The sequence below is a fragment of the Caldibacillus sp. 210928-DFI.2.18 genome, assembly GCF_020554505.1.
Classification (GTDB): Bacteria; Bacillota; Bacilli; order Bacillales; family Caldibacillaceae; genus Caldifermentibacillus; species Caldifermentibacillus hisashii.
In genome coordinates this window covers 65,777-88,368 of record NZ_JAJCHL010000002.1, presented here as the reverse complement: position 1 = coordinate 88,368, position 22,592 = coordinate 65,777, and the positions used below count along the sequence as shown (strand labels likewise).

At 37.3% G+C, this 22,592-nt stretch carries 21 protein-coding genes; all 21 read left to right on the top strand.

Features of this window, described 5'->3' with window-relative positions; genetic code table 11:
- The first annotated feature begins 3 nt into the window (after positions 1-3).
- Positions 4-357: a cell division protein FtsL gene (ftsL, locus tag LIZ98_RS01195; RefSeq protein WP_227138703.1), complete on the top strand. Its 354-nt coding sequence runs from the start codon at positions 4-6 to the stop codon at positions 355-357.
- Positions 354-2,537: a penicillin-binding protein gene (locus tag LIZ98_RS01190; protein WP_227138704.1), complete on the top strand. Its 2,184-nt coding sequence runs from the start codon at positions 354-356 to the stop codon at positions 2,535-2,537. Before ftsL ends, LIZ98_RS01190 begins: the two co-directional genes overlap by 4 nt.
- 145 nt (positions 2,538-2,682) lie before the next feature.
- Positions 2,683-4,596 (top strand): stage V sporulation protein D, encoded by a 1,914-nt coding sequence (locus tag LIZ98_RS01185; protein ID WP_227138705.1) that lies wholly within the window; start codon positions 2,683-2,685, stop codon positions 4,594-4,596.
- A 331-nt stretch (positions 4,597-4,927) separates the two neighbouring features.
- The gene (locus tag LIZ98_RS01180) at positions 4,928-6,436 is read left to right on the top strand and encodes a UDP-N-acetylmuramoyl-L-alanyl-D-glutamate--2,6-diaminopimelate ligase (RefSeq protein ID WP_227138706.1); all 1,509 of its coding nucleotides are present in this window, start codon (positions 4,928-4,930) and stop codon (positions 6,434-6,436) included.
- A 17-nt stretch (positions 6,437-6,453) separates the two neighbouring features.
- A complete protein-coding gene (gene mraY, locus LIZ98_RS01175; RefSeq protein WP_034769852.1) occupies positions 6,454-7,428 on the top strand; it encodes a phospho-N-acetylmuramoyl-pentapeptide-transferase in 975 nt (324 codons plus the stop codon).
- The gene (gene murD / locus LIZ98_RS01170) at positions 7,429-8,781 is read left to right on the top strand and encodes a UDP-N-acetylmuramoyl-L-alanine--D-glutamate ligase (protein WP_227138707.1); all 1,353 of its coding nucleotides are present in this window, start codon (positions 7,429-7,431) and stop codon (positions 8,779-8,781) included.
- 138 nt (positions 8,782-8,919) lie between these two features.
- Entirely contained in the window at positions 8,920-10,020 is a 1,101-nt protein-coding gene (spoVE, locus tag LIZ98_RS01165; RefSeq protein ID WP_034769613.1) for a stage V sporulation protein E, read from the top strand.
- A gap of 229 nt (positions 10,021-10,249) precedes the next feature.
- The gene (murG, locus tag LIZ98_RS01160) at positions 10,250-11,350 is read left to right on the top strand and encodes an undecaprenyldiphospho-muramoylpentapeptide beta-N-acetylglucosaminyltransferase (protein WP_041846652.1); all 1,101 of its coding nucleotides are present in this window, start codon (positions 10,250-10,252) and stop codon (positions 11,348-11,350) included.
- A 103-nt stretch (positions 11,351-11,453) separates the two neighbouring features.
- Positions 11,454-12,278: a cell division protein FtsQ/DivIB gene (locus LIZ98_RS01155; protein ID WP_227138708.1), complete on the top strand. Its 825-nt coding sequence runs from the start codon at positions 11,454-11,456 to the stop codon at positions 12,276-12,278.
- Positions 12,268-12,966: a DUF881 domain-containing protein gene (locus tag LIZ98_RS01150; RefSeq protein WP_227138709.1), complete on the top strand. Its 699-nt coding sequence runs from the start codon at positions 12,268-12,270 to the stop codon at positions 12,964-12,966. Before LIZ98_RS01155 ends, LIZ98_RS01150 begins: the two co-directional genes overlap by 11 nt.
- A gap of 88 nt (positions 12,967-13,054) precedes the next feature.
- Entirely contained in the window at positions 13,055-13,729 is a 675-nt protein-coding gene (locus LIZ98_RS01145) for a DUF881 domain-containing protein (protein ID WP_227202906.1), read from the top strand.
- A 4-nt stretch (positions 13,730-13,733) separates the two neighbouring features.
- The gene (locus tag LIZ98_RS01140) at positions 13,734-14,096 is read left to right on the top strand and encodes a small basic family protein (RefSeq protein ID WP_034769618.1); all 363 of its coding nucleotides are present in this window, start codon (positions 13,734-13,736) and stop codon (positions 14,094-14,096) included.
- A 172-nt stretch (positions 14,097-14,268) separates the two neighbouring features.
- Entirely contained in the window at positions 14,269-15,552 is a 1,284-nt protein-coding gene (gene ftsA, locus LIZ98_RS01135) for a cell division protein FtsA (protein ID WP_227138711.1), read from the top strand.
- A 39-nt stretch (positions 15,553-15,591) separates the two neighbouring features.
- A complete protein-coding gene (ftsZ, locus tag LIZ98_RS01130) occupies positions 15,592-16,743 on the top strand; it encodes a cell division protein FtsZ (protein ID WP_034769620.1) in 1,152 nt (383 codons plus the stop codon).
- A 715-nt stretch (positions 16,744-17,458) separates the two neighbouring features.
- On the top strand, positions 17,459-18,382 hold the full coding sequence (gene spoIIGA, locus LIZ98_RS01125; RefSeq protein ID WP_041846650.1) for a sigma-E processing peptidase SpoIIGA: 924 nt from the start codon (positions 17,459-17,461) through the stop codon (positions 18,380-18,382).
- Between the two features lie 94 nt (positions 18,383-18,476).
- Positions 18,477-19,196: an RNA polymerase sporulation sigma factor SigE gene (gene sigE, locus LIZ98_RS01120; RefSeq protein ID WP_034769625.1), complete on the top strand. Its 720-nt coding sequence runs from the start codon at positions 18,477-18,479 to the stop codon at positions 19,194-19,196.
- A gap of 152 nt (positions 19,197-19,348) precedes the next feature.
- Complete coding sequence (gene sigG, locus LIZ98_RS01115; RefSeq protein ID WP_034769628.1) at positions 19,349-20,122, top strand: RNA polymerase sporulation sigma factor SigG; 774 nt, start codon at positions 19,349-19,351, stop codon at positions 20,120-20,122.
- A gap of 214 nt (positions 20,123-20,336) precedes the next feature.
- Positions 20,337-21,158, top strand: coding sequence for a peptidoglycan editing factor PgeF (gene pgeF, locus LIZ98_RS01110; protein WP_227138712.1), 822 nt, complete (start codon positions 20,337-20,339; stop codon positions 21,156-21,158).
- Between the two features lie 3 nt (positions 21,159-21,161).
- The gene (locus LIZ98_RS01105) at positions 21,162-21,836 is read left to right on the top strand and encodes a YggS family pyridoxal phosphate-dependent enzyme (protein ID WP_227138713.1); all 675 of its coding nucleotides are present in this window, start codon (positions 21,162-21,164) and stop codon (positions 21,834-21,836) included.
- Between the two features lie 18 nt (positions 21,837-21,854).
- Positions 21,855-22,301 carry a cell division protein SepF gene (locus LIZ98_RS01100; RefSeq protein WP_227138714.1) on the top strand — a complete coding sequence of 149 codons (447 nt, stop codon included), beginning with the start codon at positions 21,855-21,857 and terminating at the stop codon, positions 22,299-22,301.
- 8 nt (positions 22,302-22,309) lie between these two features.
- Entirely contained in the window at positions 22,310-22,570 is a 261-nt protein-coding gene (locus tag LIZ98_RS01095) for a YggT family protein (protein WP_034769638.1), read from the top strand.
- Positions 22,571-22,592: the final 22 nt, after the last annotated feature.

Genomic DNA, 22,592 nt, shown 5'->3' with positions numbered 1-22,592 from the left:
CCTATGAGTAATTTGGCGAAAAAATATCAATCGGTAGAAATTCAACAACCAAAAACATTAGCAAAACCGAAAGTGAAAAAAAAGCTGTTCACAAAAGGTGAGAAAGTATTGTACATACTTTTTGCAACTGTCGTTTGTTTTTTTTCTGTAAAAATCGTGTCAAACCAAGCACATATTTATCAAGTAAATAAAGAAATTCAGCAGGTAGAAGCGACGATTGAAAAACAGGAAAAAGTAACGGAAGATTTGAAGGCTCAAATGAACGAGTACAGCAATTATAAGAGGGTTATGCAAGAAGCAAAGGAACAAGGCCTAAAAAATAATGCAGATAACGTAAAGGTTGTTCCGGGGAAATGAAAAAAAGACCTAGTATGAATAAAAGAGGACTAATATTATTTATTGGATTTAGTTTTCTGTTATTTTCTTTAACATACAGATTTTTTGTTATTCAACTGACCGGACAAGTTGAAGGGAAATCGTTAAAGGTGTATGCTGAGGAAAAATATACAAAGCAAAGAACTTTACAAGCTTCCCGCGGTGATATTGTGGATCGAACCGGAGAACCGTTGGCAACTGATACGATTACTTATAAATTGGTCGCAATTTTAGACCCTTCCGTTACTCCGGATAACGCAAAAACGCCGAATCATGTCGTTGATCCGGAAAAAACGGCAAAGGAATTGGCAAAATATATTCCAATGGAAGAATCGGAAATATATAAACAGTTGACAAAAGACCTGTTTCAAGTGGAATTTGGTGCAGCCGGAAAAAACTTAACCAATGAAGTAAAATCGAAAATTGAAGCATTAAAACTTCCTGGTATTACTTTTATTCGCGAGTCAAAACGAGCTTATCCAAATGGAGATTTTGCTTCCCATCTACTCGGATTTACCAATTATCAAAATAACAAGACCGGTGGCAAAACATTGGTTGGACAAATGGGCTTGGAAAAAAGTTTAGATGAGTATTTACAAGGTAAAGACGGGAAGATTACTTACAAAAGTGACAGTTGGGGATATATATTACCTTCAGCTGCAACGAAAATAACTGAACCTAAAAATGGTGACACAGTATATGTAACGATAGACAAAAAAATTCAAACGTTTTTGGAAGACGCAATGAATGATGTACAAACGGAATATAATCCAAAAAATATAATGGGAATTGTTGCCGATGCTAAAACCGGAGCAATACTTGCCATGTCACAACGACCGACATTTGATCCGAACACGAGAGAAGGTGTTGAAAATAATTGGCATAACATGATTGTGGAAAATGCCTATGAACCCGGATCAACGATGAAAGTAGTTACACTGGCATCCAGCATTGAGGAAGGGGTATGGAATCCGAATGAAGCCTATCAATCCGGTTCATTTTCCGTAGAAGGGGCACCGGCCATTCATGACCATAATAAAGTAGGCTGGGGACCAATTTCGTACTTAGAAGGGATTCAGCGTTCATCAAACGTTGCAGTTGCGAATCTTGTTAAAAAAATGGGAACAGATACGTTCAGAAATTATTTGGATAAATTTAAATTTGGACAAACAACCGGAATTGAATTGCCCAGTGAAGCAACTGGAACGATTCAATATCAATGGGAACGTGATCGCTATTCAACCGCCTATGGGCAAGCTACCAGTGTGACCGCCCTACAAATGATTCAAGCGATGACCGCTATTACTAATGAAGGGAAAATGATGCGTCCCTATTTAGTAGAGAAAATAGTGGATAACAACGGGAAAACCGTAAAAGGATCGAATATGGGTGAAGTCGGTAAACCGATTTCTGCTGATACAGCCAAACAAGTGATTGATGTCTTGGAGTCTACGGTAACGAGCGATATCGGTACAGGAAAAGGTTTTCGCATTGATGGATATCGTGTTGCCGGAAAAACAGGGACTGCGCAAATTTACGAAAAAGAAAAAGGCTATTTAACCGGTTGGGATAATTATTTATTTTCTTTTATTGGATTTGCACCCGCTGATAATCCGGAGTTGATCGTCTATGTCCTTGTTCAACAACCTAACTTGGACGATGAAAGTTTTGAAAGTGGTTCTGAACCGGTATCGAAAATATTTAATCCGGTTATGAAAAATAGTTTACAATATTTAAAAATCAAACCAGATGAGTCAGTAGAAAAAGCAAAAGTAATAAATGTTCCGGACTATTCATCGAAAAATACAGGTGAAGTCGTAGCAAAATTGTCGTCGCTTGGTTTGGTACCGGTTGTCCTCGGTGATGGTGCAAACGTCCAAAAGATATATCCGAGTGCCGGGGCAAAATTATTGAACGGTGAACGCGTTATTGTTGTTACGGATGGACAGTGGAAGATGCCGGATATTCATAATTGGTCGTTGAGTGATGTGATGAAACTTGTTCATGCAACAAATATGCAGTTTTCTTTTGAAGGGAATGGGTTTGTAACATCACAAAATCTTGATCCCGATACGGTTATTACAAAAGAGAGTAATTTACAAATCACATTACAGCCGGCAGTCAATAACAGCGGGGAAGAGACAAATCAAACAGATGAATAAAATACAAGATAGGGATTGTTCAATTTGCGGATGCAAACTCGGACAATCCTTTTCTTTTTGAAATTAACCCCTAGCTCATTGTTGTTCTATTGTAGATTGGACATGCATATAAATAAAACAGGCCTTGAAAGGAGGTTTGTTTTATTTGCGCAGAGTATCTCATGTGACGGTAAGAAAACGGCTGGCATTTGTCCTTCTTGCTGGATTTTTTGTTTTTCTTGTTTTAATCTTCCGACTTGGGTTTATTCAATTTGCTTTAAGTGATATGTTAACAGAGCGGGCGAAAAACTCTTGGAACCGGGAAATCCCGTTCGAACCAAAACGTGGGGAAATCGTTGATCGAAATGGAGTTGCCCTTGCCACAAATATAAGTGCTCCGACGGTTTATGTAGTACCGAGGCAAATCAAAAACCCGGCTGACACTGCGGAAAAATTGGCAAATATTCTTAACGCAAATGTACAGGATGTTTATCAGCAAATCACAAAAAAATCAAGTATGGAACGATTAAAATCCGGGCGAAAAATTACTAATGAAAAAGCGAAAGAAGTCGAAAACTTAAATTTACCCGGGGTCTATATAGCGGAAGATTCAAAACGATACTATCCTTTTGGCGACTATTTATCTCATGTGCTTGGTTTTACAGGAATAGACAATCAAGGATTAACAGGATTGGAACTTTCTTATGATAAAGAATTATCCGGTGCAAAAGGCTCTGTGCAGTTTTATTCAACAGCAAAGGGCGAACGGATGAAAAATATGCCTGATGACTTTCAAGAACCTGTCAATGGATATAATCTTGTTCTCACCATTGATTCACAAATCCAGACGATTATGGAGCGGGAATTGGATAATGCCGAGGCAAAATATAATCCTGATGGACTCCTTGCCATTGCGATGAATCCAAATAATGGTGAAATTTTAGGTATGGCATCCAGGCCGAATTTTGATCCGTCCGATTTCCAAAACGTTGCCCCGGAAATATATAATCGAAATATTCCGATATGGAGTACTTACGAACCGGGTTCTACCTTCAAAATTATTACGCTTGCTGCCGCGCTGGAAGAAGGAAAAGTCAATCTTGAGAAGGATCGGTTTTACGATTCAGGACATGTGGAAGTCGGAGGTACGCAACTGCATTGTTGGAAAAGGGGCGGGCATGGCTCTCAAACCTTTTTAGAGGTTGTTCAAAACTCTTGCAACCCGGGATTTATTGAAATGGGTCAACGATTAGGAAAGGATACTTTGTTTAAATATATCCATAATTTCGGGTTCGGACAAAAAACCGGTATCGACCTAGAGGGAGAAGGTACGGGAATTCTGTTTCCTTTGGATAAAGTTGGTCCTGTTGAATTAGCAACCACGGCATTTGGACAAGGGGTTTCCGTTACGCCTATTCAGCAAGTGGCTGCTGTCTCAGCGGCGATAAACGGAGGTACTTTATATCAGCCGTATGTGGCAAAACAACTGGTCGATTCCCAAACCAATGAGGTTGTCATGAAGAAAAGCCCGGTGGCAAAAAGAAAAGTCATTTCCGAAAAGACTTCCGAGCAGATTCGCTATGCATTGGAAAGCGTTGTTGCTCAAGGAAGCGGGAAAAAAGCATTTATCGATGGCTACCGTGTAGGCGGGAAGACCGGTACTGCACAGAAAGCACAAGGTGGTCGATATTTGGAAAATAATTATATTCTCTCTTTTATTGGTTTTGCACCGGCGGATGATCCGCAAATCGTCGTTTATGTAGCCGTTGATAATCCAAAAAATGCTATCCAATTTGGCGGTCAGGTAGCCGCTCCCATCGTCGGCAATATTATTGAAGATAGCATGCGTGTACTCGGTGTAGAGCAGAGAAAAAATCAGTTGGAAAAGAAAGTAACTTGGCTAGATACACCGATGATCGAAGTCCCTAATTTAGTTGGCTTAGAAAAGAACGAAATTGTTAATCAACTGTTCAATTTGAAACTTGATATTAGCGGTGAAGGTGAAAAAATTGTGAAACAGGCACCGGATCCCGGTACAAAAGTAGAAGAAGGCTCGACTATAAGAATATATTTGGAATAAAATAGTTGAATGAGACAGAAAAAAGACGCTCTTGCTAAAAGAACGTCTTTTTTCATACTTAAGGATAAATTTTCAAACAGTGAAGCTCAATTGTTTGTTAGCAAAAATTTTAAGAATAAAAATAACTAAGGCCAACATAAATAGAATATATTGAAAGTACAATGGTTATGATGGATAATCATAAATTTTTGTTTCTAAAGATTTCTCTTGTTTTAAAAAGAGACGTAGAAAAAGAGAACAGATTCATGTAAAATGAATGATGGTATTTTTACAGTTCAAGCAATTGCTTTTAATAGGAAATAATGTTTTCTACTTAGAAGGAGATGTTTTAATGAAATTACATACATTATTAACTCATCTGCCATTTGTAAAACAGATGAATGGTGAAGATAATCCAGACATTTTAGCTATCGAACAAGATACGAGAAAAGTGAAAGAAGGGACCTTATTTATTTGCATTGAAGGATCAAGATTTGATGGACACGAGTTTGCTCACGAAGCTATTGAAAAAGGTGCGGTTGCCATTCTTTCAAATCGGAAATTAGCGGTGAATGTACCAAATATTATTGTTCCCGATACAAATAGAGCAATGGCGATTTTAGCCGATGCTTTTTATCAACATCCTACTCATGAACTATTTCTCGTCGGGATAACAGGAACGAACGGGAAAACATCTGTCAGTCATTTAGTTGATCATATATTTCGTGCAGCCAATAAAAAAACCGGGCTCATTGGCACTCTGTATTCGAAATTTGGAAACAAGACGACCGAAACGAAAAATACAACCCCGGACAGTTTGACATTGCAGAAAACATTTCGACAAATGTTGAATGAACATGTGGAAGCGGTCAGTATGGAAGTCTCTTCTCATGCATTAGTTCAAGGTCGGGTTCGGGGCTGTGATTTTGATATTGCTGTATTTACAAATTTGACACAAGATCATTTGGATTACCATAAAACGATGGAAGAATATAAGAAAGCAAAAAGTTTATTGTTTTCTCAACTTGGTAATACCTACTATGAAAACAGAAAAAAGTATGCAGTATTAAATGCGGACGATTCAACGACAGAAGAATATATGAAAATGACCTCTGCCCACATCATTACATACGGAATGAAAAATGCCTGTGATGTTCGTGCAGAGAATGTAAATTTTACTGGTCAAGGGACAACTTTCCATTTAATAACACCGAAAGGAAACAGGCAAGTTACGACGAAATTGATTGGTATTTTTAATGTTTATAATGTACTTGCAGCAGTTTCGGTTGGTTTAGCAGCAGGTATAAATATAGACACAATGATTAACAGTCTATCCAGTTTTGCCGGGGTTCCCGGACGGTTTGAATTGGTTCAAGCCGGACAGAAGTTTCCGGTCATTGTCGATTATGCTCACACACCGGATAGTTTGGAAAACGTCCTGAAAACAGTCACTTCTTTGCCTCATTCACGCATTTTTGTTGTTGTTGGTTGCGGCGGGGACCGCGATCATGGGAAGCGACCATTAATGGCACGAATCGCATGTACATATGCCTCAGATGCCATTTTTACATCAGACAATCCAAGATCCGAGGACCCGATGGCCATATTAAATGATATGGAAAAAGGTGTAAGTGGACTTTCTTACAAAGTAATTCCTGACAGAAAAGAGGCGATTCATTACGCGATTGAACAGGCTAATGACGGGGATGTCGTCTTAATTGCAGGAAAAGGACACGAAACCTATCAAATTATCGGAGACAAGGTGATTGATTTTGATGATCGACAAATTGCCAAAAAGTGCATAACAGAAAAGTATAAAAAATTTCAAACAACGAAACGAAATACAGATTTTGATCAATAGAAAGGGAGGACGTAATGTTGTTGGAACAAGTCATTTTATATACAATTATTTTAGCATTTTTAATTACTGTCTTCCTTTCACCTTTGTTTATTCCATTTTTGAAAAGATTGAAATTTGGACAAAGCATTCGGGAAGAAGGGCCAAAATCGCACCAAAAAAAATCGGGAACACCAACGATGGGCGGAATTATGATTTTACTCTCCATCATTGTAACGACCATCTTTATGACAAACCAATTTTCAAACATGACGGTAGAAACGTATCTTCTTCTATTGGTGACAATCGGTTTTGGGATTCTCGGATTTTTGGATGATTTTATTAAAGTAGTAATGAAAAGAAATCTTGGACTGACATCGAAGCAAAAATTATTTGGGCAAATCATTATTGCGGCAGTCTTTTATGTTATTTATCACTCCTATGGAATGCCAACAACAATCACGATTCCGGTTGTCAATTATTCGATTGAGTTGGGCTGGTTATACGTTTTATTTATCATTTTTTGGCTTGTCGGGTTTTCCAATGCGGTCAATTTAACGGATGGCCTCGATGGGTTGTTATCAGGAACGGCAGCGATTGCCTTTGGAGCGTATGCGGTTTTGGCGTGGTATCAGGATCAATTTGATATTGCCATATTCGGTGTCGCTGTTGTTGGGGCTGTATTAGGATTTCTCGTCTTTAACGCACACCCTGCAAAAGTGTTTATGGGTGATACCGGTTCTTTAGCTTTAGGTGGTGCGATTGCAACCATGTCCATTTTAACGAATTTAGAATTATTACTCGTCATTATAGGCGGAATTTTCGTCATTGAAACTTTATCTGTTATCATTCAAGTTGTTTCGTTTAAAACAACAGGAAAACGGGTATTCCGGATGAGCCCTTTGCATCACCATTATGAATTATCAGGCTGGAGTGAATGGCGTGTTGTCGTTACCTTTTGGACCGTCGGATTATTATTTGCAGCTTTAGGAATTTATATCGAGGTGTGGTTATAATTGAAAAACATAACGGCGTATAAAAACAAAAAGATTTTAGTGTTAGGACTGGCAAAAAGCGGCGCAAGTAGTGCAAGTCTTTTGCACGAATTAGGTGCAATTGTCACTGTTAACGATCGAAAACCTTTTTCGGAAAATCCCGAAGCACAAACCTTACTGGAAAAAGGGATAAAAGTAATTTGTGGGGAACATCCGAAAGATCTTCTTGATGAAGGATTTGAATTGATTGTAAAAAATCCGGGAATTCCTTATCGAAATGAATTGATCCAAGATGCAATGAAACGGGGGATTCCGGTAATTACGGAAGTTGAATTAGCTTATCAAATCTCTGAAGCGAGATTTATCGGTATTACCGGAACAAACGGTAAAACGACAACAACTACATTAATTTTTGAAATGCTGAAACAAGGTAATAAAAATCCGCTTATTGCTGGAAATATTGGTACGGTCGCTTCGGATGTTGCGAGGATGGCGACAGAGAAAAATATTATTGTGACAGAATTATCTTCCTTTCAACTGATGGGAATCGTTCATTTTCGTCCGCGCATCGCTGTGATTACAAATATATATGAGGCACATCTTGATTTTCACGGGTCAAGAGAACAGTATATAAACGCAAAAAAGAATATATTGAAAAACCAGACGAAAACTGATTTTGCCATTTTAAACTTTGATCAAGAAGAAGGTAGGCAAATAGCGAAAGAAGCAAAAGGAACCGTCATTCCGTTTTCAAAAGAGAAATATTTGCCGGAAGGGGCATCGCTTAAAGATGGGTTTATTTATTTCCAAGGGGAAAAAGTGATTGATTATCAAAAAGTTGTTCTTCCCGGAAAGCATAATCTTGAAAATATTTTGGCCAGTGTTGCCAGTGCAAAATTAATGGGTGTCGCAAATGAGCATATTGAGCAAGTGCTAACAACTTTTCGCGGTGTCGAACATCGGTTGCAATTTGTCAAAGAAATTAATGGCCGAGTTTTTTATAATGACTCGAAAGCAACGAATACGTTAGCGACAAAATCTGCCCTTTCCGCTTTCAACCGTCCGATTATTTTATTGGCAGGCGGGCTTGATCGTGGGAATGATTTTGATGACCTCATTCCATCACTGAAAAATGTTAAGGCACTAATTACCTTTGGCCAAACAAAGGAAAAATTAGTTCAAACCGGCAAAAAAGCAGGGATAGAAAAGATTTTTATCGTCGATAATGTACAAGAGGCTGTCCCTTTAAGTTACGCCTTATCGGAAAAAGGTGATGTCATTCTTTTATCACCGGCATGTGCCAGTTGGGATCAATATAAAAGTTTTGAAGTAAGAGGAGACATTTTTATGGGGGCGGTGCATAAGTTAGTATAGAGGCTGTATAAGATGGACAAGGAGGAAAAATCGACAAGGTTCTAGAAGCAAGAGCTTTAAAATATGATTTGCTTCCAACTGTGTTACTTTTCTTCCTTTGTGTACAGGCTCTAATCCGTGTTAATGAGGTGACCTGCTTTGCCAGTGAAAAAAACAACTCCGGACTTTATTTTAGTCATCGTGATATTAGCTCTTTTATCACTTGGCTTGATTATGGTGTATAGTGCAAGTGCGGTTTGGGCCGATTACCGATTTGATGATTCGTTTTATTTTGCGAAAAGGCAGTTGCTTTTTGCTATTATCGGTTTGATTGCTATGTTTTTTATCATGAATATTGATTATTGGACTTGGCGATCCTGGTCGAAAGTCATATTGATCACTTGTTTTGTCCTGTTAATCGCAGTTTTAATTCCGGGAATAGGGAATGTCCGTAACGGTTCCCGAAGCTGGATTGGCGTCGGGGCATTTTCTATTCAGCCGTCGGAATTTATGAAACTGGCGATGATTATATACCTTGCAAAATTTTTATCGGAAAATCAAAAAAATATTACTTCTTTTAAGAAAGGTTTAGTACCAAGTCTCGGTTTAGTTTTTACCGCTTTTGCGCTGATTATGCTTCAACCTGATCTGGGTACGGGCACCGTTATGGTAGGAACTTGCCTCATTATGATTTTTGTCAGCGGTGCTCGCATTGCTCATTTTATCGGGCTGGGTTTAATTGGTTTAGCAGGTTTTGTCGGGTTAATTGCGGCAGCACCTTATCGAATAAAACGAATTACGGCTTTTCTTGATCCGTGGGAAGACCCTTTAGGAAGCGGATTTCAAACCATTCAATCTCTATATGCGATCGGGCCGGGGGGGTTGTTCGGTCTTGGACTGGGACAAAGTAGACAAAAGTTCTTTTACTTACCGGAACCGCAAACGGATTTTATCTTTGCCATCTTAGCGGAAGAACTCGGCTTTATTGGCGGGGCATTTGTCTTATTGCTTTTTGCCTTATTATTATGGAGAGGAATTCGTACAGCCTTAAATGCACCTGATTTATACGGCAGCTTTCTCGCTGTTGGAATCATCTCTATGGTTGCTTTTCAAGTGATGATTAATATAGGTGTTGTCATTAATCTAATACCTGTAACAGGTATTACTTTACCATTTTTCAGCTACGGCGGTTCTTCTCTAACGTTAATGCTGATGGCGATGGGAATTTTACTAAATATTAGCCGCTACAGTCGAATATAGCTTTCATTTCTGAGCAATTAGAAATGAAAAACTTTTTTCAGATACAGGGGAAATCGAAATTTTTGATTTCCTCTTTTTTCATTTGTTTCTTTTGTCATAAAATCATAAAATGGTAATACATGAGTTTCATATTCATAAAAAGCTGTTTACATTTTTAATACATTTCCCCGAAACTGGTTGAAATGGTGTAAGATAAATTTCACAAAGAATGAGCATGAGGTGAACATCGATGAGAATCGTTATAAGTGGTGGAGGAACTGGAGGACATATATATCCTGCACTTGCTTTCATTAAAACAGCAATTTCCGAAGATCCAAATACACAAGTTTTATATATCGGTACGAAAAAAGGTTTAGAGAACAAAATTGTGACGAGAAATCACATTCCTTTTGAAACAATTGATATTACCGGCTTTAAAAGAAAGTTATCGTTTGAAAATGTGAAGACAATTATCCGCTTTATTAAAGGAGTTCATAAAAGCAAAAAACTGCTGAAACAATTTAATCCCGATATTGTCATTGGTACAGGCGGTTACGTATGCGGACCGGTTGTTTATGCCGCCCACCAATTGAAAATCCCTTCCATTATCCATGAACAAAATAGCATCCCGGGATTAACAAATAAATTTTTAAGTAAATATGTTGATAAAATTGCCATCTCTTTCAAAGAAGCTGAACAATATTTTCCAAGCGATAAAGTGGTTTTAACCGGGAATCCTCGTGCTACCGAAGTATTAGGACACGATGGGATTAAAGGAAGACAGTCGGCGGGTTTGTCATTAACAAAGAAAACGGTATTAATATTTAGCGGATCCAGGGGAGCAAGGCCAATTAATGAAGCCGTCGTATCGGTTATCAATGATTTTGCGATTAGGGACTATCAAGTGCTTTACGTTACCGGGGAAATCCATTTTGAATCGGTTAAAGAGAAAATTGCCCATGCCGGAAATCCTGATAATGTTAAAGTTGTTCCATTTATACATAATATGCCGGAAGTTCTTGCCGGTGTTGATTTAGTCGTATCCCGAGCCGGAGCAACATCAATTGCCGAGTTTACCAGTATTGGCTTGCCGAGTATATTGATTCCAAGTCCGTACGTAACGAATAATCATCAAGAAAAAAATGCAATAAGTTTGCAAGAAGCCGGGGCAGCAACAGTGATTTTAGAGAAGGAATTAACGGGTAAAAAACTATTAGAGGCAATTGATCAAATTTTAACCGATAAAAATAAGTTGGAAAGAATGAAAAAAAATTCGAAAAAAATAGGAATTCAAGATGCAAGTAATCGTCTTTACCGATTATGTACAGCTGTAATAAACAATAAACAGTAAATCTACTTTTTCGGTAAATTGAATTCTTAATTTTTACTTCCTAATTTATTTTGATTCCGATAAAATATGAATAGTAACCTCTTTTACAGGTGGGGTGTGAATTTTGCCAAATAAAGTAGTATCACTTGAAGATCGATTGCCCAAACTAAAAGAGCAAAGAAGAAAGCGGGCAAACCGTAGACTGATCATTTTATTATTCTTCTTTTTTTTGTTTGTTTGTGGATTTATTTATATCCAATCACCTTTAAGTAGAGTAGGGGAGCTGACGATTGACGGGAATCACTTTGCTTCAAAGGAGAAAATTGTCAAGGCAAGTAAATTAACAAACAAATCGATTGTTTTGAATATGAAAAAAAGTACACTCGAACATCGTATTTTACAAGTACCGGAAGTAAAAAAAGTGAAAATTGATATGAAATTTCCTAACCATATCATTATTAAAGTTGAGGAATACAGGCAAATTGGTTTTTTATATATCGAAGGACAAGCAAAACCGCTTTTGGAAAATGGGCATGTGACCAGAATAACAAGTGATATGACCACACAACCGGGTCCGGTCTTAAAAAGTTTCGATAAAAATAAACCTTTACAGATGACGATAAAGGAATTAAAAGCAATGCCTGATGAAATTCGACAATTAATTTCTGAAATTATTTATGCTCCCAAGAACACAGATCCATACAGTATCATTGCCTTTATGAATGATGGTAATGAGGTGCATGCAACATTAAGAACTTTTGCTGAAAAAATGGTCTATTACCCGGATCTCGTTAAACAATTACAACCTGAAGAAAAAGGAATCGTTGATCTAGAAGTCGGTGTATTTTTTAAATCTTATCAATCGATAAAAAATGGAGACACAAAAAATGATGAGCCTGTAAATGATAAACACGCAACGGAAGAAAGCGGGGAAGAAAATGAAAATTAATCGGGTTATTCTTTCCCTTGTCTTTTTAGTTTTAGGGTTTATGATCGCTTTTTCTTATCAATTAACAAAAAAGCAACAGAGTGATACGAGTATGACGGATCATGAATGGGAAAGGACTATTCAATTGCGGAATGATTTAATCGATTTGGAGGAAAAGAACCGACAACTTCAAAAGGAGTTGAATGAAAAGCAAGCCAAAATCATTGCCATAGAAAAGGAGATGGCTGAAAATGAAAAAAATTTATCCAAAACTGCAAAAGAGGCAGAAAAACTCCGCATGATTTTAGGAAAAGTAAAAGTCCAAGGAGAAGGAGTCATCGTCACGTTAAATGATGGGAATTATAATCATGAAGAAGGGAACGTGAACAATTTTATTGTCCATGAACATCACGTATTGAAAACCGTCAATGAATTGTATATCTCCGGTGCAGAAGCAATTGCGATAAACGGGAAGAGGTTAAAAAATAATTCATATATTGTGTGTGACGGTCCTGTCATTACGGTTGATGGTGAACAATTTCCCGCCCCTTTCATCATTAGTGCCATAGGAGATAAAGATACACTCGAAAAAGCACTGACCATTCAAGGGGGCGTAAAAGATCAACTAGTCAGTGACAATATTGTGTTTAAATTGGAAAAATTAGATCGGATTGTAATGGACCCCACTTTGGGAAACCGAGCAGACTAGAAAGGTAAAGGAAATATAGAAAGTATGGTGATCCATGAAGAAGAAAAATAAAATAATGTTCTTTTTGATAACCATATTGGCAGGGTTTATGCTAGCGATTCAATTCAATACGACTCGTCAAGAAAACAATTTAGCTGATGATACGAGTGATTTATGGGAACTGCGTCAGCAATATTTGTCCGAAAAGGAATTGGAGACTTATTTTCATCAACAAATTCGTCAGTCTGAAGATAAAATTGCTCAATACGAAACAGAAAGGCATAATCGTAATGGACAAGTTTTACAAGACACATTGAATGAACTTAAAAAAGAGGCCGGTTTGAAAGAAATTTCCGGTCCGGGGATTATCCTATCTATAACGCCTGCCTATGAATACATTACTCCCGGTCAGAGTAAAGTATACATATCACCCGATGTATTAAGAAAATTAATCAATGAATTGAATATGTATGGAGCTAAAGCGATATCTATTGCGGATCAACGAATCATATCAACAACAACCATTCGTAATATACAAGGTGAGACAAAAGTCGATGGCTACCCCCTTCGAAAATTTCCTTTAGAGATTAAGATCATTGCAAATGATCATGAGACAGTAAAAAAACTTTACAATCAGATGCAGATTTCAACCGTTCCCGATGATTTTTTTATTGATAATTTGAAGGTATCGATATCAGAACCTCAGGAGGAAATCATAATTCCTGCCTATAGTAGTAGTGTTTCCGTTAATCATATGCAAACTGTGAAAGAAGAAAGGAAATAAGATTATGTGGCTCCCCGTTTTAGGATTGGTAATCGGAATAACTTTAGGTTTATTAACTGATATGAGTGTCCCGCATGAATATCAAAACTATTTATCTATTGCTGTTCTGGCTGCCCTTGATACATTAATCGGAGGAATTAGAGCCCAATTGCAAAATTTATTCAATGAAAAAATCTTTGTTTCAGGGTTCTTTTTTAATATAATTTTAGCTGCAAGTTTAGCTTTCCTTGGCGTCCATCTTGGTGTAGACTTGTATTTAGCAGCAGTATTTGCTTTTGGTGTTAGGCTATTTCAAAATATAGCTGTGATTAGAAGAATTTTATTGACCAAATGGGATCAGAAAAGAAAAAATGAAAAAGAAAGTTAAAATTAAAGGAAAATCGGTGAAAAATAGCGAATATCTTAAATAAATCATTCAGGTTTTTCACTTTATATGAAATACTTCCAATTAAAACAGCAGTATTTTATAGTAAGTATACACTTTTTCCATTATTTGGAACTTGTTGTTGTTCAATGAAAAGTAGGAGGAGGTGCCACAGATGAACAGCAATGATATTTTTGTAAGTTTAGACATCGGTACATCCACGGTCAAAGTGATTATTGGGGAAATGGTTAATGATGTATTAAATATTATCGGCGTCGGTAATGTAAAGTCAGAAGGTCTGAAAAAAGGCTCGATTGTCGATATTGATAATACAGTCCAATCAATAAAACGTGCTGTTGAACAGGCAGAGCGGATGATTGGTATGGAGATTCGTCAAGTGATTGTTGGTATCCCTGCTCACCATGTTGACTTATTGGATTGTCATGGTGTCGTTGCTGTTAATGGAGAAAACAGGGAGATTACAAATGAAGACGTGGCAAGGGTGGTGGATGCGGCTCAAGTCATGTCAATCCCGCCGGATCGGGAAATCATCAATATTGTAAAAAAACAATTTATTGTTGATTCACAGGATGAAATTAATGACCCCCGTGGAATGATCGGTGTACGCTTAGAAATGGAAGGATTTTTAGTTACTGGATCAAAAACATTGCTATTGAATATTCTCAGATGTGTGGAAAAAGCAGGACTTGAAATTATTGATATCGTTCTTCAGCCACTTGCATCCGGTGAGATAGCTTTATCCAAAGATGAAAAAAATCTTGGTTCTGCGCTAATTGATATTGGCGGGGGCTCCACAACGGTGACTGTATTTGAAGATGGATACATGAAAGGCACTTGCCTTTTACCCGTCGGCGGTGACCATATTACGAAAGACATTTCTATTGTATTAAGAACTACAACAGAAGATGCTGAAAAGGTAAAATTAAAACATGGACATGCTTTTTATGACCATGCTTCTGTTGATGAAGTATTTGAACTTCCGATCATCGGTACGAACCAAAAACAACAGTTTACACAGCTTGAACTCGCTGAAATTATTGAAGCAAGGGTTGCCGAAATTTTTGATTTCGTTCAAGATGAACTGAGAAAAATGGGCGTAGATTATTTGCCCGGGGGGTATGTGATAACCGGAGGAGTCGCCAATATGCAAGGGCTGGCAGAACTTGCCCAAGCGATTTTTCAAAACCGTGTCCGAATCGCAATCCCTGACTATATAGGGGTGCGAGAACCACAGTATGCGACTGCAGTTGGTATGATCAAATATTTTTATAAGAATGCGAGATTACAAGGAAGATTTCTAGATTCGGTCGTTATGCCAATGGAACAGAAGGATAAAAGAACAGTGAAACAGCAACCTGCCAAAGGGAAAAATTCAAATTTACATGAAGAAAAATTAGCTAGTAAAATGAAAAGATTTCTTGGTTCTTTTTTTGAATAAATGCATAGGTTTAAGTAATTTGAATTAGGAGGATTTTGCATGTTGGATTTTGAAACATACGTAGACCAATTAGCAACAATTAAAGTAATTGGTGTTGGTGGCGGCGGAAACAATGCAGTCAATCGCATGATCGAACACGGCGTCCAGGGGGTTGAATTTATCGCTGTCAATACAGATGCCCAAGCTTTGAATCTTTCAAAAGCGGAAATAAAACTGCAAATTGGCTCCAAATTAACCCGTGGTCTTGGAGCGGGTGCAAATCCGGAAGTTGGGAAGAAAGCCGCTGAAGAGAGTAAAGAACAAATTGAAGAAGTGATTAAAGGGGCAGATATGGTCTTTGTCACGGCAGGAATGGGCGGTGGAACCGGAACTGGTGCGGCGCCTATAATTGCCAGTATTGCAAAAGAATTAGGTGCTTTAACTGTCGGTGTTGTTACTCGTCCGTTCAGCTTTGAAGGGAAAAAACGGGCTACGCAAGCTGCCAATGGGATTACTTCGATGAAAGAAGCCGTTGACACATTAATTGTTATTCCGAACGACCGTCTTCTTGAAATTGTGGACAAGAGCACACCGATGTTAGAAGCTTTTAAAGAGGCTGATAATGTCTTACGTCAAGGTGTTCAAGGTATTTCTGACTTAATTACCACTCCTGGTCTCATTAATCTCGACTTTGCCGATGTGAAAACCATTATGTCCAATAAAGGATCCGCTCTTATGGGAATCGGTATTGCCTCTGGTGAAAGCCGTGCTCAAGAAGCCGCTAAAAAAGCTATATCTTCTCCTTTACTGGAAACATCGATTGATGGTGCTCAAGGAGTTCTAATGAACATAACGGGTGGAATGAATTTGAGTTTGTATGAAGTACAGGAAGCTGCCGATATCGTTGCCTCTGCATCTGATCAAGAAGTGAACATGATTTTTGGTTCTGTCATTAATGAAAATTTGAATGATGAAATTGTTGTTACGGTAATTGCAACCGGATTTAGGGAAGAAAACGATCAAAATAAACCAACCCGACCAACTCATAGTCATAACAAGAACCTTAATACAAACCAAACACATCAAAAACAAAATCGCGAGACACCGGTTCGAGAAGAAAAACATCAAGAACCAACTCGAACAAATTCCAGCACACAGGAAGATTTACTGGATATTCCTACATTTTTGAGAAACAGAAATAATCGAATCTGATATTTAGCTGTTACTCAAAGATATAAAGAAAAAATATAAGGCTGTTCTTGAAACGCAGCAACTCATGCTTTACAGAATTTTTTAGAAAATCTGTAAGGGAGCTGCTTTTCGAGAACAGCTTTTTTAGCTAATAGGAAAGTAGAAATTTTTTAATTTCTACTTTCCTAACGCATAAGTGCTCTTGCGGCTCTGCTCTCACCTAAAGGCTCGGCAGTCACCGAGTTTTCTTTATAGTATAAGAAAGTATAAAAATACAGGTAAATAACTCGGGATTAGTTTTATTGTCTAGCTCCGAGCGCCAGCGACTAGCAAACTTCACTCCCCTCCACTACGATAAGTCAACATCGGCTCGTCCCTCGCCGTGTTTCCTTTATCTCATTGCGGGGCGCTCCAGTTTGTACGTCGCTAAGCGGGCGCTCTGCGCTTTTCTTATAGAAAAATTTTTGTGAAAACCTCGGATTCGTTTTATTGTTTCACTTCAAGGACAGGCTGCAATAACAAAATTTCTCCTTTCGTAATAATCGAAAAAGATCATTCCGATTCTTTTGACAAAATCGGAGAAAATTCCTGAAAACTTCTTAAATTTTACGGTCAAAAAGCGACACACTTTTACGAGAGGCAGTGCTATACTTTTCCATAACATAAAAATACTAGAGAGCCGCCTTTTTACTAGGGCTAAGTAATTCCGTTCTTTGGAGAAAAGGGGAATGAGGGGTTGACCTTATATTTAGATATTATTTGGCTTTTAAATTTTTTGTTTGATAGCATGCTCTTATCATTGACCGGTGTTATATTAAAAAGAAAAATTCGAAAACGGAAAATTTTTTTTGGTGGTTTGATTGGCTCGATTATCGTGTTTGCTCCCTTTATAACGAATGCTGCTTTGTTTTTTTCTCCTCTTTTTAAAATAGCAATTTCAGTACTGATGGTATGGATTGCTTTTGGTTTCAAGCGAATGCGTTTTTTCTTTACCAATTTATCTGCATTTTATTTACTCACTTTTGCGATTGGGGGAGCGCTAATTGGTTTGCATTATTTATTTAGTTTCCAATATAACGCAGCAAATGCTTTATTTTTAACTAATATCCGGGGCTTTGGGGATCCGATCAGTTGGTTGTTTGTCATCATTGGATTTCCAATACTTTATTTTTTTTCAAAGGATACTTTTGATAAATGGGAAACTGTCAAAATAGAGTATGAAAATCTTGTGGATGTTGAAATCTCAATTAACAATCAAACAAAACAATTAAGGGGGCTGGTAGACAGTGGAAATCAATTATATGATCCTTTGACAAAAAAACCGGTTTTAATTGTCTCACTAAGAAAAACAGCCGGTTTCTTTCCAAAAGAGGTTTTAGCGGTTTTTGAAGATGTTCATCAACTTTGGAAGGAAAATGAATTACCATCGGAATGGATGAATAAAATTTCCATCATTCCATATCGGGTTGTTGGTAAAGACAATTTGCTTCTGGCTGCTGTTAAACCGGACAAAGTTGTTATTCGCGTTGACAAAAAGATTTATCAAACAAACCGGCTTTTGTTGGCATTTATCAATCAAACACTATCCGCTGATGATCGTTTTGATTGTATCATTCATCCAAAAATTTTAGCACAATCGCATCACGAACAAGTTTCCTGATGGTAATGATCATAGACAAAGTCAAGTGAGTTCAATTCGTTCAAGCACGTTTCGTTGCTTTAATCAAGTGGCTATGTTAGAGAGGGGAATGGTCATGAAAAAATTGAAATTTCATTTTTACTATTATTGGAACAAGTTGTTAAAGAAACTAAAGTTAAAAACCGATGAAATCTATTATATCGGAGGCAGTGAAGCTCTTCCGCCACCACTTTCCAAAGAAGAGGAAGAGATTTTAATCAATAAACTTCCTAAAGGGGATGAAACAGCCCGTTCGCTGTTAATTGAAAGAAATTTACGGCTCGTCGTTTATATTGCAAAAAAATTTGAAAATACGGGCATTAATATTGAAGATCTAATTAGTATTGGCACCATTGGATTAATAAAAGCGGTCAATACGTTTAATCCGGAAAAAAAGATTAAATTAGCCACGTATGCTTCACGCTGTATTGAGAACGAAATATTAATGTATTTACGGAGAAACAATAAAGTGCGCTCAGAGGTTTCTTTCGATGAACCATTAAATATTGATTGGGACGGGAACGAACTCCTTCTATCAGACGTGCTTGGAACAGAAAATGATATTATCACGAAAGATTTGGAAGCGCGTGTCGATCGAAAACTGCTAATGAAAGCTTTACATACATTATCCGATCGTGAAAAGCAAATTATGGAATTGCGCTTTGGTCTGGTAGGAGGCGAGGAAAAAACACAAAAAGATGTTGCCGACATGTTAGGTATATCACAATCCTATATTTCAAGATTGGAAAAGAGAATATTCAAAAGATTGAGGAAAGAGTTTGAAAAAATGGTTTAATATTATTTTTGAAAAATATTTTTCGCTAGTTTCCTTTATTTATCAAGGATAGGAAGTTTATCGAAAAATCACTCATTTGTTACAGTGCATATTTTTCCTTCCCAGGGAGATACTGAATTTTGTAAAAGCATTCCTCGGAGGAGGGAAAACTTATGCGTAACAAAGTTGAAATCTGTGGTGTAGATACATCCAAACTTCCGGTTTTAAAAAATGAAGAAATGAGGGAATTATTTAAGGAAATGCAAAATGGCGATTTGTACGCCAGGGAAAAATTAATTAACGGAAATTTGCGATTAGTTTTAAGTGTGATTCAACGATTTAATAATCGTGGTGAGTATGTCGATGATTTGTTTCAAGTTGGCTGTATCGGATTAATGAAATCAATTGATAATTTTGATTTGAGTCAAAATGTTCGATTCTCCACCTATGCAGTTCCAATGATTATTGGGGAAATTCGCCGGTATCTTCGGGATAATAACCCGATCCGAGTCTCCCGGTCATTGCGTGATATTGCGTATAAATCGTTACAAATCCGCGAACGGTTAATTGCTGAAACATCGAAGGAACCGACGGCTGAGGAAATTGCCAAAGAGTTAGGTGTTCCTCAAGAAGAAATCGTCTTTGCTTTAGATGCGATTCAAGACCCGGTTTCCTTATTTGAACCGATATACAATGATGGTGGAGATCCGATTTATGTAATGGACCAATTAAGCGATGAAAAAAATAAAGATTCCAATTGGATTGATGAAATAGCATTAAAAGAGGGGATGCGCCGTTTAAATGAGCGGGAAAAAATGATCTTGAAAAAAAGGTTCTTCCAAGGAAAAACACAGATGGAAGTCGCAGAAGAAATCGGTATTTCACAAGCGCAAGTTTCTCGTCTTGAGAAAGCAGCCATTAAAGTTGTGGCAAAAAATATTCAGTAAGCCTCCTTTAAAAGGTGGCTTTTTTTTGTTTTAAAAAAAAAGCACAAGTCATCTGTCGCTTTAGGCTAGTTAATAAAACGAACCTAAAATTAATCATTTGTATTTTATTCTGTGAGAAAAGAACAGTAATATTAGAAACAATTGCTTAATTTTGAACGAATAGTATGATAAACTGAAATATGTATTGTGTGATGTGAAGAGATGAGGGAATCATATGACTGAACCGTTCCATCTAATGGATGATTCATATTTTTTAATTAAAAATTGGCAAAAAATAAACCCGAGAATTTTTGCGGGATTTACAACGAAAATGGGCGGAATAAGCAATGGCCCGTATTTTAATAATAATATGGGACTACATGTTGGCGATGATAACGCTAAAGTCGTTTTTAACCGAAACCAATTTGCAAAAAAAATCAATTTTCCCATTTCCAATTGGGTGTGCTGCGAACAAACCCACGGTTCGAATGTACAGTACATTGCAGAAACAGATTTGGGAAAAGGATCTGAATCTTATGGAGATAGTTTAAAAGATTGTGATGGGATCTATACAGATAAAGGGGATACTTTACTTGCTCTTTGCTTTGCAGATTGTGTACCTATCTATTTTTTTGCACCAAAGTATGGACTTTTTGGAATTGTTCATGCTGGTTGGAAAGGTACGGTAAAAAATATAAGCCATTCACTCATTGAACAGTGGAGAAGTCGTGAAATTCCCGTGGAAAAAATATTCGTAACCATTGGTCCTTCCATTTGCAATCAATGCTATATTGTAGATAATAAAATTATAGATCAAGTTGAAAAACTTCCGCTAAACGCTGTACAACGTTTTTATACTCAAGTAGAAAAAAGTCAATATCAAATCGATTTAAAAGCATTAAATCAAGCCTTGTTAGAAAATGAAGGGATTTTGCCCGACAATATTCAAGTATCCGGTCTTTGTTCCAGCTGTGACCAAACTTATTTTTATTCCCATCGCCGCGATAAAGGACAAACAGGTCGAATGATAGGTTTTATTGGAATCAGGGAGGCATAAACATTGAAAAGCGTTGAAAGTAATTTACAAATCATCACAGAAAAAATTGCGAAAGCTTGCGAAAAAGTAGGGCGAGATCCGGAAGAAGTAACGATTATCGCCGTAACAAAATATGTGACGATTGAACGCGCTCAAGAGGCTTTGAAAGCAGGAATTATTCATTTAGGGGAAAATCGCGATCAAGAATTGCTGAAAAAATATGAAGTTTTAGGGAATCAACCGATTTGGCACTTTATCGGAACATTGCAAACAAGGAAAGTGAAAAAGATTATTGATAAAGTTGACTATATTCATTCCCTTGATCGGCTTTCATTAGCTGAAGAGATTTATAAACGGGCCAACAGAAAGATACCTTGCTTTGTTCAAGTGAATGTAAGCGGGGAAGAATCGAAACATGGATTGCCACCTAAAGAAGTTCTTCCGTTTATCCAGCAATTAGCAATGTATTCAAATATTGAAATTGTCGGTTTAATGACAATGGCACCATATATTAAAGACGAACAAATATTGAGGAACTGTTTCCGTTCCTTAAAACAGCTTCAGGATGAAATTCAAAATCTGAAAATACCTTATGCCCCTTGTACAGAATTATCTATGGGGATGTCTAATGATTATGAAATTGCCGTTGAAGAAGGGGCGACATTTGTTCGAATCGGTACATCTTTGGTCGGTGAGTAAATCGGGAGGTGAAGAATTTTGGGTATAAAGTCGAAATTCAAAACATGGTTTTTCTTAGATGATAATTATGAAGACGAATACGAAGCGGAGTATGATGAACCGGTAGAATATGAAAATACCACCGGAACGCCGCGCTTCCAACAACAAAAGAAAAACGTTGTCAGTTTACAAAGTATAAAAAGTTCCTCAAAGCTCGTTTTAGTTGAACCGCGAGTTTTTAATGATGCTCAAGAAATTGCTGATCATTTAAAAAATCGCAGAACCGTTGTTGTTAATTTGCAGAGAGTCGAAAAAACAGAAGCGCGAAGAATTGTCGATTTTTTAAGCGGCACCGTTTACGCCATCGGTGGCGAAATCCAAAAAATCGGTTCATATATTGTGTTATGCACACCGGATAATGTGGAAGTAACCGGTGCGATTTCCGACGCTTTTATCAACAATAATTTTGAAGACACGAGGTGGTAAAAGAAATTATGTCAATCATTTTTGATATTATTCATTCTGTATTTAACATTTATTTTTATGCTTTACTCATTTATATTTTCATGTCTTGGATTCCCGGAGCGAGGGAGTCACAAATCGGTCAATTCCTTGGAAGTATTTGTGAACCATATTTGGAGCAGTTTCGAAAATTTATCCCGCCTATTGGCATGTTCGATTTTTCACCAATTGTTGCGTTATTTGTTTTACAATTAGCCCAAGTCGGTTTAAATTCGATCCAAACATGGATTTAGTTATCTATCATCAATGATACAT